The 16,314-nt window shown below is 70.3% G+C and carries 12 protein-coding genes; 3 read left to right on the top strand and 9 right to left on the bottom strand.

What is annotated here, in order from left to right:
- Positions 1 to 101: 101 nt before the first annotated feature.
- The 5 genes from VSH64_RS12735 to VSH64_RS12715 are packed head-to-tail and all read right to left on the bottom strand — an operon-like array spanning position 102 to position 6,241.
- On the bottom strand, positions 102 to 881 hold the full coding sequence (locus VSH64_RS12735) for a tyrosine-protein phosphatase (protein WP_326835778.1): 780 nt from the start codon (positions 879 to 881) through the stop codon (positions 102 to 104).
- A 1-nt stretch (position 882) separates the two neighbouring features.
- Positions 883 to 2,535 carry an ABC transporter ATP-binding protein gene (gene nikE, locus VSH64_RS12730; RefSeq protein WP_326835777.1) on the bottom strand — a complete coding sequence of 551 codons (1,653 nt, stop codon included), beginning with the start codon at positions 2,533 to 2,535 and terminating at the stop codon, positions 883 to 885.
- On the bottom strand, positions 2,532 to 3,440 hold the full coding sequence (locus VSH64_RS12725; RefSeq protein ID WP_326835776.1) for an ABC transporter permease: 909 nt from the start codon (positions 3,438 to 3,440) through the stop codon (positions 2,532 to 2,534). The genes nikE and VSH64_RS12725 overlap by 4 nt, the downstream gene beginning before the upstream one ends.
- Positions 3,437 to 4,468: an ABC transporter permease gene (locus tag VSH64_RS12720; RefSeq protein WP_326835775.1), complete on the bottom strand. Its 1,032-nt coding sequence runs from the start codon at positions 4,466 to 4,468 to the stop codon at positions 3,437 to 3,439. Before VSH64_RS12720 ends, VSH64_RS12725 begins: the two co-directional genes overlap by 4 nt.
- A gap of 6 nt (positions 4,469 to 4,474) precedes the next feature.
- Positions 4,475 to 6,241, bottom strand: a complete 1,767-nt coding sequence (locus VSH64_RS12715; RefSeq protein WP_326835774.1) for an ABC transporter substrate-binding protein — start codon at positions 6,239 to 6,241, stop codon at positions 4,475 to 4,477.
- A 238-nt stretch (positions 6,242 to 6,479) separates the two neighbouring features.
- Here VSH64_RS12715 and VSH64_RS12710 point away from each other — a divergent pair, with 238 nt between their 5' ends.
- Together VSH64_RS12710 and VSH64_RS12705 are read left to right on the top strand one after the other, a co-directional pair.
- Positions 6,480 to 7,307: a M55 family metallopeptidase gene (locus VSH64_RS12710; RefSeq protein ID WP_326835773.1), complete on the top strand. Its 828-nt coding sequence runs from the start codon at positions 6,480 to 6,482 to the stop codon at positions 7,305 to 7,307.
- Positions 7,300 to 8,646 (top strand): M20/M25/M40 family metallo-hydrolase, encoded by a 1,347-nt coding sequence (locus tag VSH64_RS12705; RefSeq protein ID WP_326835772.1) that lies wholly within the window; start codon positions 7,300 to 7,302, stop codon positions 8,644 to 8,646. Before VSH64_RS12710 ends, VSH64_RS12705 begins: the two co-directional genes overlap by 8 nt.
- A 49-nt stretch (positions 8,647 to 8,695) precedes the next feature.
- Here VSH64_RS12705 and VSH64_RS12700 read toward each other — a convergent pair whose 3' ends face one another.
- The 3 genes from VSH64_RS12700 to VSH64_RS12690 all read right to left on the bottom strand — a co-directional run bounded on the left by VSH64_RS12700 (position 8,696) and on the right by VSH64_RS12690 (position 9,968).
- Positions 8,696 to 8,839, bottom strand: coding sequence for a hypothetical protein (locus VSH64_RS12700; protein WP_326835771.1), 144 nt, complete (start codon positions 8,837 to 8,839; stop codon positions 8,696 to 8,698).
- A gap of 128 nt (positions 8,840 to 8,967) precedes the next feature.
- Positions 8,968 to 9,306: a hypothetical protein gene (locus tag VSH64_RS12695; RefSeq protein ID WP_326835770.1), complete on the bottom strand. Its 339-nt coding sequence runs from the start codon at positions 9,304 to 9,306 to the stop codon at positions 8,968 to 8,970.
- A complete protein-coding gene (locus VSH64_RS12690) occupies positions 9,306 to 9,968 on the bottom strand; it encodes a class I SAM-dependent methyltransferase (RefSeq protein WP_326835769.1) in 663 nt (220 codons plus the stop codon). Before VSH64_RS12690 ends, VSH64_RS12695 begins: the two co-directional genes overlap by 1 nt.
- Positions 9,969 to 10,350: 382 nt before the next feature.
- Between VSH64_RS12690 and VSH64_RS12685 the strand changes: the two genes are divergently transcribed.
- Positions 10,351 to 14,658 (top strand): GH92 family glycosyl hydrolase, encoded by a 4,308-nt coding sequence (locus VSH64_RS12685; RefSeq protein ID WP_326835768.1) that lies wholly within the window; start codon positions 10,351 to 10,353, stop codon positions 14,656 to 14,658.
- A gap of 69 nt (positions 14,659 to 14,727) precedes the next feature.
- Here VSH64_RS12685 and VSH64_RS12680 read toward each other — a convergent pair whose 3' ends face one another.
- On the bottom strand, positions 14,728 to 16,179 hold the full coding sequence (locus VSH64_RS12680) for an amidase (RefSeq protein WP_326835767.1): 1,452 nt from the start codon (positions 16,177 to 16,179) through the stop codon (positions 14,728 to 14,730).
- Positions 16,180 to 16,314 lie beyond the last annotated feature (135 nt).

Raw genomic sequence — 16,314 nt, 5'->3', positions numbered from 1 at the left:
GCAGGTGTTCGGACGTGCGCGGTGTGGTCCGGGTGAATCGTCCGCCTTGTGTCGCCGGGCGTCCGGTTTTCGGGTGAGCGTGGTGGGAGTGCTGTCGGTGGTCACGTGCTGGGTTGTGCGGTGGGGGTGAGCAGCCGGTGGCGGATTTCGTCGAGCGCGCTGATGTCGGCGCCCGCGGTGAGGAGGTAGTGCCGGGCTTCGAAGCCTTCGAGGACGGCGAGCAGCGCGCCGGTGGTCGTCGTGCCGTGCTCGGCGAGGATGGCTTTGACCATCGGACTTTGGTCCTCGACGCCGAGTGCGGCGTACAGCGGCCGCACGGCTTCGGTGGACAGGTCGTAGTCGCCGGCGATGGCTGCGGGTTCGACGTCGGCGAGGGAGAGCAGCAGGAGCGCCGTGAGGCCGGTGCGATCCCGGCCGGACGTGCAGTGGAAGAGCACGCCGCCGGGTTCGGTCCGGGCGATCGCCTCGACGAGGGCGGCGCAGCGTTCGGCTTTGTGCCGGAGGAAGAGCGGGTAGTAGAGCGGGCTGCCGTCGAGCTTTTCCTGGTGGATCCGGCGCCAGAGCGCGGTGTCGGCGACGTCGTCGAGCGGGAATTCGAGGCGGGTGATGCCGGGCGGCGTGACGGCACCGGCGGGGTCGGCGATCACCGTGGGAGAACTCGCCGCCCGCTCGGTGCCGGGTCGGATTTCGCCGGGGTTGCGCAGGTCGAGCACGGTCCGGAGGCCGGCTTCCCGGGCCTCGGCCCAGCCGGTGTCGGTGACGAACCGCAGGTCGGCCGCGCGGTAGAAGGCTCCTCGGCGCGTGGTGCCCCCGTCGCGGGTCGGGAGGCCACCGAGGTCGCGGGTGTTGAAGAAGCCCTCCCAGGACACCGCTCGGGTCATCTCAGCTTCCGCTGGTCGCCCTCTGCGCCGTGCCTCCTGGCAGCGCCGCCAGCAACGAGCGGGTGTACTCGTGCTGCGGGTCCAGCAGGACCTGTTCCACCGTTCCCGTTTCCACGAGTTCGCCGCGGTACATCACGGCGACGCGGTCGGCGATGTTCCAGGCCAGGCCGAGGTCGTGGGTGATCACGAGGGCGGCGAGGCCCAGGGAGCGGCGCAGGCGCAGCAGGAGGGCGAGGATTTCGCCGCGGACGGAGGCGTCGAGGGAGGCCACGGGTTCGTCGGCGACGAGGACCGCCGGGGACAGCGCCAGGGCGCCGGCGATGACGACGCGTTGGCGTTGGCCGCCGGAGAGTTCGTGGGGCAGGCGGTCGAGGAATTTCTCGGGCGGGCGCAGTTCGGCGGCTTCCAGGGCCTGCAGCACGGTGTCGTGTTCGGCGGGCAGGCCGTGGATGCGCGGGCCTTCGGCGACGGCCTCGTAGACGGTGTGGGCGGGGTTGAGGGCGCTGGTGGGGTCTTGGAGCACGAGCTGCACCTTGCGCCGGTACGCGCGCAATGCGGCGCCGCCGCTGGGCACCGGGCTGCCGTCGTGGCGTACGGCGCCGGAGTCGGCTTTCTGGAGGCCGAGCAGGGTGCGTGCGAGGGTGGTTTTGCCGGAGCCGGATTGGCCGACGAGGGCGACGATCTCGTCGCGGCGCACGGCGAGGTCGACGCCCTTCACGGCGTGGATGCGTTTGCCGGTGCGGTCGCGGAAGCTCACGTGCAGGTCGGCGGCTTCCAGCAGGGGCGCCGACGCCGAAACAGCGCGCGTGGCCGGTTCCGGGGGCAGCGGGGTGCTGGTGGCGGGTGCGAAGCGGGACACGGGGTCGCCGACGGTGGGGAACGCGGCGGCGAGGGCGCGGCTGTGGGGGTGGTGCGGGTCGGTCATGAGCTCGGCGCTGGGCCGTTCCTCCACGAGTTCGCCGTCGTACATCACGGCGATGCGTTCGCAGGTGGCGGCGAGCACGGAGAGGTCGTGGCTGATCATCACGAGGCCGATGTCCTGCTCGGCGACCAGTTTCGACAGCAGCGCCAGCACCTGGGCCTGCACGATCACGTCGAGGGCGGTGGTGGGTTCGTCGGCGATCACGAGCCGCGGCGAGCAGGCCAGGGCCATCGCGATCATCACGCGTTGCTTCTGCCCACCGGAGAGCTCGTGGGGGTAGGCGCCGGCGCGTGAGCGCGGCAGGTCGACCTGCTCGAGCAGCTCGGCGACGCGGGCCTGCACCTGGGTTTCGCTCAGCGCGCCGGTCTCGGGCGGGTGCAAGCGCAGAGGTTCGGCGATCTGTTCGCCGATGCGGCGCACGGGGTTGAGCGCGTGCATGGCGCCCTGGAACACCACCGACGCCTCGGCCCAGCGCACGGCGCGCAGCCGGCCCCAGCGCATGTCCGTGACGTCTTCGCCGTCGAGCAGGATCTGGCCGGTCACGGTGGCGCTGCGGGGCAGCAGGCGCAGCACGCTCATGGCGACGGTGGACTTGCCCGACCCGGACTCCCCCGCCACGCCGAGAGTGCCGCCGGCTTCGAGGCGCAGGTCGACGCCGCGGACGGCGAGCACGTCGAGGCCACCGGTGCGGTAGGTGACGCCGAGGTTCTTCAGTTCGAGCAGGGCGGTCACGAGCGTTGTCCTTTGAGCCTCGGGTTGAGCACCGTTTCCAGCCCGCGCCCGACGAGGGTGAAGAACAGCACCACGAGCACGATCGCGATGCCCGGTGGCAGCAGGTTCCACCAGGCGCCGCGCGTCACGGCGCCGCTGCTGAGGGCGGTTTCGAGCATCGCGCCCCAGGAGATGGCGTTGGGGTCGCCGACGCCGAGGAACGCCAGGGTCGCGTCGGCGATCACGGCGTTGCCGACCACGAGGGTGGTGTTGGCGAGCACGAGCGGCAGCACGCCGGGCAGCACGTGGCGGCCGATCACGTGCAGGTGGCCGCCGCCGAGGGCGCGGGCGCGTTCGATGTAGGGGCGGCTTTCGACGGTGAGGGTCTGGGCGCGCACGAGGCGGGCGGTGCTGGGCCAGGCGGTGAGGCCGATGGCGAGGATGATCGTGCGGGTGCTCTGCGGCAGCACGGCCGAGAGGGCGATCGCGAGGATCAGTGAGGGCAGCACCAGGAAGAAGTCGGTGAACCGCAGCAGGATCGCCGAGATCCAGCCGCCGAAGTGCGCGGCGGCGATGCCGACGATCGTGCCGATCAGCACGCTGAGCACGGTGGCGGAGAAGCCGACGAGCAGCGAGAGCCGGGTGCCCCAGATCGTCATGAGCAGCACGGAGCGGCCGTCGATGTCGGTGCCGAGCCAGAACTGCCCGTCGGGCGGGCTGAGCGGGTGCCCGGTGGCTTTGGTGACGTCGAGGCCGTCGGAGTCGCTGATCAGCGGCAGCAGGAGCGCGACCACCACGGTGAGCGCGAGCAGGCAGAAGCCGGTGAGCGCGCCCTTCTGGGTGGCGAACTCGCGCCAGGTGCGGGCGACCGCGGCGCGGCGACGCCGCCAGGCGATTGCGCGCGGGGTTTCCGTGGAAGTGGTCATGCGGTGCGCACCCTCGGGTCGAGTACGCGGTAGAGCAGTTCCGCGAACAGGTTCATCAGGACGACCGCGCTCGCCAGCACCACGAGCACGCCTTGCAGCACCGGCAGGTCCGGGCCGTGGATGGCGTCGTAGGTGAGCTGGCCGAGGCCGGGCCAGGAGAACACGGCCTCGACGGTCACGGCGCCGGACACGACCATGCCGAACTGCATGAACACCAGGGTCACGGTGGGCAGCAGCGCGTTGGGCACGGCGTGGCGGCGGCGCACGAGGTCGTCGCGCAGGCCCTTGGCGCGGGCGGTGGTGAGGTAGTCGGCGTCCATCTCCCCCAGCAGCGACGAGCGCATCACCAGCATGTACTGCGCGTAGAAGACCACCAGCAGGGTCACACACGGCAGGACCAGGTGGTGCAGCACGTCGAGCGTCTGCGGGAGGACGCCGGGTGCGGCGTCGGGTGAGTGCATGCCGCGGCTGGGGAACAGGCCGCCGGTCACGACGAGCAGGATCAGGCCGAGCCAGAACTGCGGCACCGACCAGAGGGTGAGCGCGATGCCGGTCTGGGCGCGGTCGAAGAAGCTGTTGCGCTTCCACGCGGCGCGGATGCCGAGCCAGAGGCCGATCGCGACCGCGAGCACGGTGGCGCTGCCGACGAGCAGCACGGTGGGCCAGAGGCGTTCGCCGATCATGTCGATGACGGGCCGGCGTTCGATGTAGGACTCGCCGAAGTCGCCGCGGAACAGGCCGGTGAAGTAGTCCCAGAACTGGGTGAGCACGGGCTTGTCGACGCCGAGGCGCTCGCGCAGCTCGGCGATCTGGGCGGGGTCGGTGGGCCGTTCGCGGACCATGTACGCCACGGGGTCGCCGGGCAGGAGCCGGAACAGCAGGAAGCCCAGCACGATCACGAGCAGGATGCTGCCGATGGCTTCGGCGACCTTGGTCAGGACGAAGCGGAGAGTCCCGGTCCCGCCTCGGTACTCGTCGGGGTCGACGAGCACCGAGGCCGGGTCCGAGGGGGAAAGTGCCTGTGTCAAGAGGGGTTACTCCCGGTCGTCCGCGGCTTTGCCGCGCCGGCCGAGCACGATGCCGCCGCCGACGAGCACCACGACCACGACCACGCCGAGCACGATCCACAGCACCGTGTTGGAGCCGCCGCTCTCGGCGGCGGTGTTCTCCGTGCCGGCGGGGACGGCGCCGTAGACGCCCCAGTAGCCGGTCTGCTCCAGGATCGAACCCTGGGGCTGCGGCTGGGTCTGGAAGCCGGAGAACTTGTCGGAGCGGTAGGCCTCGAGCGAGTTGTCGTAGTCGAGCACCACGTTCACGGCCTGGCTGTAGAGGCGGGCCTGGGCCTGCTTCACGAAGCCGGCGCGGGTGGCCGGGTCGGTGTCGGTGAGCTGCTGGCGGTACAGCGCGTCGTAGGCCGGGTCGCAGAAGAACGTGTCGGTGGTGGCGCCCTTGCCCTGGTCGTTGGGCCGCGCGGCGCAGGTGTGCAGCGCGAGCGCGTAGTCCGGGTCGGGGTTGGTGGCGTAGCCGGAGATCACGAGGTCGTAGTTGCCGGCGGTGGTGCGGTCGTTGAGCTCTTCGTCGGACACGAGCTCCTGCTTGACCGAGATGCCGATCTGCTGCAGCCAGCCGGTCACGTACTGCGCGGTGCGCTGGTCGAACGCGCGGTTCGCGTGGCCGGTGAGGCGCAGCTCGAGGCGCGCGCCGCCGGGGGCGACGCGGACGCCGTCGGCCCCCTTGGTGTAGCCGGCGTCGTCGAGGGTCTTGTTCGCGGCGGCGAGGTCGAACTTGCGGGCCTCAGCGGCGGGCGGGTCCCAGTGGTAGAGGGAGTAGATCGGCGGGACGACGCCGCCGCCGAGCTGGCCGTAGCCGCCCATCACCTTGTCCACGATGGTCTTCGTGTCGATGCTCTCGGCGATCGCCTGGCGCAGCTTGAGGTCCTTCAGCACGGGGTTGCCGTTGCCGATGGGCTTGTTGCTCACGTCCTCTACGCCGAAGTTGATGTTGATCTCGTTGTAGCGGCGGCCCGGTGCCTGGTTGGTGGCGATGTTCGGCTGGCCCTTGAGCGCGTCGAACTGGGTCGGGGTGAGCCGGTTGATCACGTCGACCTCGCCCTGCTTGAGGGCGTTCACGGCGGCTTCGACGTCCTTGAACACCAGCAGCTGCAGTTCGTCGACCTTGGGCGCGCCGCGCCAGTAGGACTTGTTGGCCTTGAACTTCACGTACTCGTTCTGCTTGTACTCGGTGAGCTGGTACGGGCCGTCGCTCACGCCGACCACCGACAGGTCGTCGGTCTTGGGGTCGTTGAGGTCCTTGATCGAGGACCAGATGTGCTCGGGCACGATCGGCACGTCGAGCAGGTCCATGGTGGCCTGCACGGCCTTGGTCTTGATCACGAGCGTGGTGTCGTCGGGTGCGGACACGGTCTCGAAGTTGGCGACGTAGTTGCCGTTCGCGGTGCGCGCGGTCTCGTCGGTGAGCATGCGGTTGAACGTGAACGCCGCGTCCTTCGCGGTCACCGGCTGCCCGTCGGACCACTTCACGCCCTGGCGGATCTTGAACGTCCAGGTGAGCTTGTCGGGCGAGGTCGTCCACGATTCCGCGAGCGCGGGCGAGGCTTCGGCCTTGTCCGCGCTCGGGATGGTGAGGAACTCGTAGATGAACCGGCCGACCTGCGTCGACGCCGCGAGCGACGCCGTGAACGGGTTCAGGTGGTCGATCCCGGTCGTGAGCGCCACCCGCAGCACCTTCGGCTGCGCCGGCTGCTGTGCCGCGGCGGTGCCCGCCAGCGGCAGAATCGCCATGGTTCCCGCGGCCAGAACCGCGATGACGCGGTTCACCCCGCGCCGAACGTGCTTGATCCGCACTTGAAGACCACCCCATCGTCTAGCCCCAGAGCCGAAAAGTAACCACATACCGAGGGAAGGGCGCAACATGTTCCGACAACGGTGCGGGTCCGATCGTTATGTACGAAGCTGCGTCACGGTGGGTGACCTCGGGTGTTCCGCCGCGGGCCGGACGTAGGATGACTAGAGTGCCCGCATGCGGATCATGGTCTCGGCGGACATGGAAGGCGCCACGGGCGTCACGTGGACCGACGACGTCGTGCCCGGCACCGAGCCGTGGCAGCGCTTCCGGCGGCTGTTCACGGGTGACGTGAACGCGGTGCTGGCCGGGTTGTTCGAGGGCGGCGCGACCGATGTGCTGGTGAACGAGGCACATTCGTCGCAGCGGAACCTGCTGCTGGAGGAGCTGGATCCGCGGGCGCGGATGCTCACCGGCCGGCACAAGCCGTTGTCGATGATGCAGGGCATCGATTCCGGTGTGGACGGTGTGGTGTTCCTCGGCTACCACGCGGGTGCCGGGTTCGACGGGGTGCTGTCGCACACCTACCTGGAGAACCAGATCACCGGCGTGTGGCTCGACGACGTGCCCGCGAGCGAAGGCCGGCTCAACGCGGGCCTGGCGGCGGAGTACGGCGTGCCGGTGCTGCTGGTGAGCGGTGACGACCAGGCGTGTGAAGACGCCCGTGACTACGCGCCGGAGGCGGAGCTGGTGCCGGTGAAGGAGTGCGTGAGCCGGTACGCGGCGATCTGCCTGCCGCCCGCGCGCACTGCCGAGCTGCTGAGTGCGGCGGCGCTGGATTCGCTGGTGCGGGCCGGGCGGGTGGAGCGGTTGCCGGGGCGGCACCGGATCGAGGTGGAGTTCGACGCGAGCCACCTGGCGCAGGCGACGGCGGTGATCCCGACGGTGGAGCAGATCGGCACGCGCCGGGTGGGGTTCGACGCGCCGAGCATGACCGAGGCGATGAAGGCGTTCAAGGTGGTCACGGCCATCGCGGCGGGGGCGGTGCAGGGTATCTATGGCTGACGTGACTGACGGCGGCGGGTCTTCCGTCGACGCTGGGTCTTCCGTCGATGTGGTCCAGCTGTGCGCGGACTTGATCCGATTCGACACGACCAACCGCGGTGGCGGGGATTCCGAGGGCGAGCGCGAGGCCGCGGAGTACGTCGCGGAATTCCTGGGGCGGCACGGGGTCGCCGCGAAGATCGTGGAGTCGGCGCCGCGGCGGGCGAACGTGATCGCGCGGATCCCGGGTACCGATCCGGCGTTGCCGGCGCTGCTGGTGCAGGGGCACCTGGACGTGGTGCCGGCGGACGCTTCGGATTGGTCCGTACCGCCGTTTTCAGGTGAGGTGCGCGACGGGTTCCTGTGGGGCCGGGGCGCCACCGACATGAAGGACTTCTGCGCGATGGTGCTGGCCGCCGTCGCGTCGGGGCTGCGCCCGCGCCGGGAGCTGGTGCTGGCGTTCGTGGCCGACGAGGAGGACAAGGGCGACTACGGCGCCCACTGGCTGGTGGAGCGGCACCCGGAGCTGTTCGAGGGTTGTGTCGCGGCGATCAGCGAATCGGGTGCGTACAGCTATCACGTGCCTGCGGCCGACGGGCGGATGGTGCGGCTGTACCCGGTCGGGACGGCCGAGCGCGGCACCGCGCACCTCAAGCTCACGGCGCGGGGCCGGGCGGGCCACGGTTCGCGGCCCAACGACGAGAACGCCGTGACCATGCTCGCCGACGCGCTGCACCGGATCACGTCGCACCGTTGGCCGGTGCGGCTGACGCCGACCGTGCGGGCGTTCCTCGAACGCACGGGTGCGGCGCTCGGGGTGCCGGTGGATCTGTCGTCGAGCGAGGCCGTGGACGACACGGTGGCGCGGCTGGGCCCGGCGGGTTCGCTGGTGGTGCCGACAGTCCGCAACAGCACCACGCCCACGATGCTTTCGGCCGGGTACAAGGTGAACGTGATCCCGTCGACGGCCACGGCCCAGGTCGACGTGCGGGTGCTGCCCGGTGCCGAGGACGAGCTGTTCGAGGTGCTCGACTCGCTGCTGGGCCCGGGTGTCACGCGCGAGTTCGTGGCGCACCAGCCGCCGGTGCAGGCGCCGGTGGACTCGCCGTGGTTCGACGCGATGGCCGAGGCGTTGCACGGTGAAGATCCCGACGCGGTGGTGGTGCCGTATTGCCTGGGCGGTGGCACGGACGCGAAGGCGTTCGCGAAGCTGGGCATGGCGTGTTACGGCTTCGCTCCCCTGTCTCTGCCTGAGGGTTTCCCGTACCGCGCGATGGCGCACGGGGTGGACGAACGGGTGCCGGTGGAGGGGTTGCGGTTCGGGACGCGGGTGCTCAAGCGGTTCCTGGAGTCCTGCTAGGCGACCTTGCCCCGCGGGGTTCAGGCCGTCGCGGCCCGGCGTCGGGTGATCAGTCGGGCCAGTGGTCGCAGTACTCGAGGTGGAGTTCGCGAGCGTGGGCCAGGATGCCGTCGCCCAGGTGCAGGTCTGTGCAGTAGTGCGGGTGGTTCGGGGTCGCGAGGAACGCCGGCCCGTGTCTGGCGATGTCGAGCACGCGCCCGGCGGTCTCTCGGAAACAGCTTCGCGCTGCCGGTGATGAAGAGCGTCTCGGCGTGCACGTGCTGGTGGAACTTGTCGCGGTTGTCCCGGTAGTGGCGTGCGGCGTGGTGGAGGTCCTGGGGGCTAGGCACGCCAGGCGCCCGGCAGGTTCTGCGGGTGGGTGCGGTCGAGTTCCGCTTCGAGCGCGGCCTGGCGCTGTTCGGCGGCTTCGGCGCTCGGGAGGCCGAGGCGGTCGGCGATGCGGGCCCAGGACCAGCCGCGCCGGCGGGCCTGGGTGATGAACTCGGGTTCGGACTGGTCCACGATCCGGCGGCTGGTGACGACTTCGCGGCCCCAGGCGTCGAGCACGTCGTCGGGAACCTCGTGGCCGAGTTGGGAGGCCATGAGCAGCGCGGTGAGCACCTCGGTCGGCGGAAGGTCCGGGACCTGCTCGGCGAACCACCGGTCCAGGGTCGGGTTCATCAGGCCTCCCGGGTGAACTGCGCCCACCAGCGGGCGCCGTCGCGGACGCGTTCGACGTTGGTGGCCTTCACGCCGTCGCGGGAGAAGGAGTCGAGTTCGGCGCGGTTGAGCGGCCACGGCGGGCCGGCCCAGGTGGTGAGGTCGATGCTTTCCTCGGCGAACGCGCCGACCAGGAGGGTGCCGCCGGGGGCCAGGAAGCCGGCCACGGAGGCGATCGCCGGGTCGCGGACCGTTTTCGGCATGGACTGCACGGTGAGGATCTCGACCACGACGTCGAAGGCGTGGTGCCATTCTTCGGGTGGTTCGAGCAGGTCGGCGGTGCGGTAGGAGACGCGGGTTTCGGGGAAGCGGCTCAGCACGGCTTTGATCGCGCTCGGTGACACGTCGAACGCCGAGGTCCGGTAGCCCGCGCCGGCGAGCAGTTCCGCGTCGTCGCCCATTCCGCAGCCCACGACCAGCGCGCTGCGGCCGGCCCCGGGGTTGGCCGTGGTCCAGTCCGCGAGTTCGGGGCTGGGCTCGCCGCGGAACCACGGCACCACCGCCTCCCCCGCTTCAGCGGCGGCGTAGAGCGGTTCGAACCACCCGGTGGGGTCGCCGGCGGCCACCACGGGCTCGGCGCGGCGGCGGGCGTCTTCGTCGGGGTCGAGCGGATCTGCGGACATGGTTCCCTTATACCGGCGGAGGCCATCCGGTGTGCGGGATTTCCGGATGCGTCGCCCGGTCGCGGTCACCCACGGTGGCGAACGCCGTGATCGGCGGTCCGGTCAGTGCCACCGGCTGCTCGCCATGGACCGGCCGACCAGGTGATCGCGCCGCTGCGGCGCCGGCCGACCGGGTCGCTCTCGCGTCGGCGTAGGTGCTCGTCGCGCCGCTTCCGGCGACCGGATGCGCGAGCGGGTACGTCCGGCGTTGTCCGTTTCCGGTCAGGTTTGGCCGGGAGATCTTGACATCGATGTCACACGCGGGTTTCCCTTCCGTAGCGCTGCCGCCGGGAGGAGTCCTGCGCGGGCGCGCCCGAACCGCCCCGACAAGCTGGGAGCAACGATGCCCCGAAGCGCCAGACCCGTCCGCGCCGCGCTGGTCGCGGTCGTGGCGGCGGCCGGATTGGTCGCCGCGCCGGTGACCTCGACCGCCGCGGCGGACGCACTTCCGCCGGATTTCTCGTCCTCGTTCGAGCCGTCCGATCCGGCGCCGACGTGGCAGGACACCGTTGACACCGATGCCGCCGGCAAGCCGCGGACCGAAGGGGTCAACGGCGCCAACGGGGCCACGATCCCGGGTGACATCCGGGGCAAGGTCACGGAGACGAGCGCGAGCAGCGAGAACACCGACGGTGGTGAGATCTCGGCGAACCTGGTCGACGGCACCACGGACACGAAGTGGCTTTCGTGGGACCCCACGGCGTGGGCGCAGGTGAACCTGTCGGAGCCGGTGTCGATCACGCACTACGCGATCTCCTCGGCCAACGACTTCGCCGGCCGGGATCCGCAGGACTGGACCCTTCAGGGGTCCAACGACGCGCGGCAGTGGACGGATCTGGACAAGCAGTCGGGGCAGTCGTTCGACGCGCGGTTCCAGGAGCACCAGTACCGGCTGGCGACGCCGAGCGCGGCGTACAGGTTCTACCGGCTGGACGTGACGCGCAACCACGGTGACGACATCCTGCAGATGTCGGAGCTGCTGCTGGCCAACGACGATCCCGCGCCGCCGCCGTTGCCGAACATGCGCAGCTTCGTGGACGCGGGGCCGACGAGCGGCTACACGAACAAGAACCGGGTGGGCTTCACCGGGAAGAAGGCGTTCCGCTACGCCGGCACGCAGACCGCGGCCGGGCACGGGTACTCCTACAACAAGGTGTTCGACGTGAACCTGCCGGTGGTCCCGACCACCGAGCTGTCCTACAAGGTGCAGCCGCAGCTCACGGGCAACGACCTGAAGTACCCGAGCACGAACGTGGCGATCGATCTGGCGTTCACCGACGGCACGTATCTCTCGGGGCTGGGGGCGACGGACCAGTACGGGTTCCCGCTCACGCCGCAGGGCCAGGGCGCGAGCAAGATCCTCTACGCGAACCAGTGGAACCTGGTGCGTTCGGCCGTCGGCACGGTCGCCGCGGGCAAGACGATCGACCGCATCCTCGTGGGCTACGACAACCCCAACGGGCCGGGTGCGTTCCAGGGCTGGCTCGACGACGTGAAGATCTCGGCGACCCCGACGCCGCCGGCGAGCGAGCGGCCGAGTGACAACGTGCTGACCACGCGCGGCACGCTGGCCAACGGCACGTTCTCCCGGGGCAACAACTTCCCGGCGACCGCGGTGCCGCACGGGTTCAACTTCTGGACGCCGGTCACGGACGCGGGTTCGGACAGCTGGCTCTACAACTACTCGACGCAGAACAACGCGGACAACCGGCCGCAGCTGCAGGCGTTCTCGGCGAGCCACGAGCCGAGCCCGTGGATGGGTGATCGGCAGAGCTTCCAGGTGATGCCGTCGGCCGCGGCCGGGGTGCCGGACGCGAACCGCGACGCGCGGGCGCTGGCGTTCTCGCACGACAACGAGGTCGCCCGGGCGCACTACTACGGCGTGACGTTCGACAACGGGATCAAGACCGAGATCGCGCCGACGGATCACGCGGCCGTGATGCGCTTCTCCTTCCCCGGCACCGATTCGAGCCTGATCTTCGACAATGTGAACAACTCCGGCGGGCTCACCCTCGACCCGGCTACGGGCACGTTGACCGGCTACTCGGACGCGAAGAGCGGGCTGTCGGCGGGTGCGGGGCGGATGTTCGTGTACGCGAGCTTCGACAAGCCGGTGACCGCCGGGGCGAAGCTGACCGGGCAGGGTCGCGACAACGTGACCGGCTACCTGCGGTTCGCCGCGGGTGCGGACAAGACGGTGACGATGCGGATCGCGACGTCGCTGATCAGCGTGGAGCAGGCGAAGAAGAACCTGGAGCAGGAGATCGCGCCGGCCGCCACGTTCGACTCCGTGCGCGATGCCGCGCAGCAGGCGTGGGACAAGCAGCTGCGGGTGATCGAGGTGCAGGGCGCGTCGAAGGACCAGCTGGAGACGCTGTACTCGAACCTGTACCGGCTGTTCCTGTACCCGAACGAGGGCTTCGAGAACACCGGCACGCCGCAGGCCCCGGTGTACAAGTACGCCTCCCCCGTGGCGGCGAAGGCGGGCGCGGACACCGCGACGCAGACCGGGTCGAAGATCGTCGACGGCCAGGTCTATGTGAACAACGGTTTCTGGGACACCTACCGCACCACCTGGCCGGCGTATTCGCTGCTCACGCCGGACATGGCCGGGAAGATGGTCGACGGGTTCGTGCAGCAGTACCGCGACTCGGGCTGGATCGCGCGCTGGTCCTCCCCCGGTTACGCAGACCTGATGACGGGCACGAGCTCCGACGTCGCGTTCGCCGATGCCTACCTCAAGGGCGTGACGAACTTCGACGTCAAGTCGGCCTACGACGCGGCGCTGAAGAACGCCACGGTGACGCCGCCGAACTCGGCGGTGGGCCGCAAGGGCCTGGACCAGTCGATCTTCCTCGGCTACACGCCCAACACCACGGGTGAGGGCTTCTCGTGGGCGATCGAGGGGTACGTGAACGACTTCGGCATCGCGAACCTGTCGAAGAAGCTCTACGACGAGGCTCCGGCGAGTGATCCGCGCAAGTCGGAGTACCTGGAGAACTACCAGTACTTCACCAGCCGCGCGCAGCAGTACGTGAACCTGTTCGACCCGAGTGTCGGGTTCTTCCAGGGCAAGGACGCGAACGGCAAGTTCACGAAGACCGCAGACCAGTACGACCCGCGGGTGTGGGGCGGGGACTACACGGAGACCGACGGCTGGAACATGGCGTTCACCGTGCCGCAGGACGGGCAGGGGCTGGCGAACCTCTACGGCGGCAAGGACAAGCTGGCGCAGAAGCTGGACGCGTTCTTCGCCGACCAGGAGACCGCGACGTTCACCGGGTCCTACGGTGGCGTGATCCACGAGATGCGGGAGGCGCGGGACGTGCGGATGGGCCAATACGGCGCGTCCAACCAGCCTTCGCACCACCTGCTCTACATGTACGACTACGCGGGCCAGCCGTCGAAGACGCAGGCCAAGGTGCGCGAGGCGCTCTCGCGGCTGTACTCGGGTGCCGAGCTGGGCCAGGGTTACGCGGGCGACGAGGACAACGGCGAGATGTCCGCGTGGTACGTGTTCGGCGCGCTGGGTTTCTACCCGTTGCAGATGGGCAGCCCGAACTACGCGATCGGGTCGCCGCTGTTCACCAAGGCGACGCTGCACCTGCCCGGTGGTGACGTGGTGATCAACGCGCCGAAGAACTCGGCGAAGAACGTGTACGTGCAGGGTCTGAAGGTGAACGGCAAGGCCTGGACGTCGACGTCGCTGCCGCAGGACGTGTTCTCCCACGGGGCGACGCTCGACTTCGACATGGGCCCGAACCCCTCGGCCTGGGGCACGGGTGCGAACGACGCGCCGAAGTCGATCACCACGGGTGACGCGGTGCCGACCCCGCTGCACGACGAGACCGGCGCCGGCAAGGGCACGCTGTCCACTTCGGACGGCTCGAACGCGACGGCGCTGCTCGACAACTCGTCGCGGACCGAGGCGAAGGTGACCGGTGCGGTGACCTACCAGCTGAACTCGACGGACGAGGCGGTCACGCACTACACGCTGACCTCACCGAAGGGTGCCGGTGACCCGAAGAGCTGGCAGCTGGAAGGGTCCTACGACGGGAAGACGTGGGCGGTCGCGGACAAGCAGACTTCCCAGACGTTCCCGTGGCGGCAGCAGACGCGGGCGTTCGCGGTGGCCAATCCGGCGCACTACGCCTACTACCGGCTCACGGTCACCGACAGCTCCGGCGGTCAGCCTTCGCTGGCGGAGTTCGAGCTGCTGGGCCGGCCGGACGCGTCGTGCACGAAGACGCTGACGGGCGCGCAGAAGGGCCCGCTGACGGTGTCGAGCGGCACGGTGTGCCTCGACGACGCGGCGGTGTCCGGTCCGGTGACCGTGTCCGGTGGTGCTTCGCTGGTGGTGCGGGGTGGCTCGATCTCGGGTCCGCTCGCGGCGACCGGCGCCGGGCTCGTCGTGCTGAACCGCACGAAGGTGTCGGGTCCGGTGGCGATCACGGGCACGACCGGGGTGGTGTCGATCGAGCTGACCGACGTCGGCGGCCCGGCGACGCTCACCGGCAACCACGGGCCGGTACTGGCCGGCAGCACCGTGGGCGGGCCGCTGGCCTGCACGGGCAACACACCGGTGCCGACCGATCACGACCTCGCCAACACCGTGCGCGGCCCCGCCGCGGGGCAGTGCGCGAAGCTGTAGCCGGCGTCCGGTGACGGTGTGGCCCCGCGGGTTTCCGCGGGGCCACACCTGTGTCCGGGGTCCGGTGGGTCAGGCCTGCGTGAGTGCGGCGGTGGTCCGCGGAGCCGAGAAGCCGCCGATCTCCTGTTCGAGCAGTTCGGCCAGCCGCAGTGGGGTGCGGTCTTCGAACATCGGGCCGATGAGCTGCACCCCCACCGGCAGGCCTTCCGGGGAACGGCCCGCCGGGATCGCGGTGGCGGGCAGGCCGGGCATGGTGGCGAGCCCGGCCCACACGAGCTGGTTCCAGTACGGCACCGGCTCGCCGTCGATCTCGAGCCGCCGCTTGCCCGGGTCGGGGAGGTGGTCGTGCGGGAACGCGGGGGTCGGCGTGATCGGGCAGACCAGGGCGTCGAACTCGGCGAAGAACCGCCGCCAGAGGTGGCGGTGGAGTTCGCGCCGGTGGTTGGCCGCCAGCCACTCGTGGTGGCTCAGGCTCGGGCCGCGTCGCAGGGCTGCGTCCAGGACGGTTTCGGCAGGATCCGGTTCGCGGGGCGTGAGCGGGAAGCGTGCGGCGGAGCCGGAGAACAGCAATTGGGCGTAGAGCGCCGCGGTTTCGGTCAGGTCGGGCAGCAGGGGACTCTGCCGCTCGACGCGGGCGCCGGCGGCGAGGAGCGCGTCGGTCACCCGCTTCACCCCGGCCCGCACCGCGGCGCCGGTCGGGATCAGCGGGTGCTCGTCGAGGACCAGCACGCGGAAGTCGGCGAGCCGCTCGTGGCGCGCGGGTGGCAGCGTGACGGTGTGGGCGATCCCGAGGGTGAGGGGATCGGGTCCGGCCATCACGTCGAGCAGGAGCGTGAGGTCGCGGGCGGTGCGGGCCATCGGGCCGACGACGGCGAGGTCGGGTTCGACCGGCAACGCCGGCCCGGGTGGCGCGGTCATGCCGCGCGTGGCCGCGAGCCCGAGCGTCGGCTTGTGCGCGTAGACCCCGCAGAAGTGCGCGGGGGTGCGCAGGGAGCCGGCGATGTCGGAGCCGATCGACAGCGCGCCGAACCCGGCCGCCAGGGCCGCCGCCGAGCCACCGGACGAGCCGCCCGGCGTGCGCTCGTGGTCCCACGGGTTGTTCGTGGTGCCGTAGATCGGGTTGAAGCTCTGCAGGTCCTGCAGACCCAGGGGCACGTTGGTCTTGCCGAGGACCACCGCACCGGCGGCCTTGAGCCGCGACACCTGCACCGCGTCCTCGGCCGGCACGTGGTCGCGGTGCGGCGGCATTCCCCACGTGGTGGGCAGGCCGGCGATGTCGTAGGACTCCTTGACCGTGACCGGAATGCCCAGCAGCGGCCGGTCTTCACCTCGGGCGCGCGCTTCGTCCGCCCGGCGCGCGGCAGCCCGGGCCCGGTCGAAGTCCGGCACGCAGATCGCGTTGATCTCCGGGTCATCGCGCTCGATCCGGGAGATCGCGTCTTCGGTCAGGTCCACCGAGGTCACCTCGCCGGCCCGCAACGCCGTCGCGAGCTGTTCGGCCGAGTGAAAGCTCCATTCCATGGAATCCGACCCTAGCCGCGAAAACAGGGGTCGCCGAGAAATTCGGGGAATTGCCGATGAGACATCGATCCCGTTGCCGTGAAAGGCAATTCGTGGCTTTCCCAGGCAATTCGACCAGCCACAAAAACCTATTGA

Source organism: Amycolatopsis rhabdoformis (assembly GCF_035918295.1).
Taxonomy (GTDB): Bacteria; Actinomycetota; Actinomycetes; order Mycobacteriales; family Pseudonocardiaceae; genus Amycolatopsis; species Amycolatopsis rhabdoformis.
This window is presented reverse-complemented; position numbering and strand designations above follow the sequence as displayed.

Bases quoted from the DNA above. Each gene is read 5' to 3' on its own strand.
- VSH64_RS12690 (WP_326835769.1), bottom strand. From the start codon at position 9,968: ATGTCCGCAGATCCGCTCGACCCCGACGAAGACGCCCGCCGCCGCGCC.
- VSH64_RS12735 (WP_326835778.1), bottom strand. From the start codon at position 881: ATGACCCGAGCGGTGTCCTGGGAGGGCTTCTTCAACACCCGCGACCTC.
- VSH64_RS12710 (WP_326835773.1), top strand. From the start codon at position 6,480: ATGCGGATCATGGTCTCGGCGGACATGGAAGGCGCCACGGGCGTCACG.
- VSH64_RS12725 (WP_326835776.1), bottom strand. From the start codon at position 3,440: ATGACCACTTCCACGGAAACCCCGCGCGCAATCGCCTGGCGGCGTCGC.
- VSH64_RS12680 (WP_326835767.1), bottom strand. From the start codon at position 16,179: ATGGAATGGAGCTTTCACTCGGCCGAACAGCTCGCGACGGCGTTGCGG.
- VSH64_RS12715 (WP_326835774.1), bottom strand. From the start codon at position 6,241: ATGGCGATTCTGCCGCTGGCGGGCACCGCCGCGGCACAGCAGCCGGCG.
- VSH64_RS12685 (WP_326835768.1), top strand. From the start codon at position 10,351: ATGCCCCGAAGCGCCAGACCCGTCCGCGCCGCGCTGGTCGCGGTCGTG.
- VSH64_RS12695 (WP_326835770.1), bottom strand. From the start codon at position 9,306: ATGAACCCGACCCTGGACCGGTGGTTCGCCGAGCAGGTCCCGGACCTT.
- VSH64_RS12705 (WP_326835772.1), top strand. From the start codon at position 7,300: ATGGCTGACGTGACTGACGGCGGCGGGTCTTCCGTCGACGCTGGGTCT.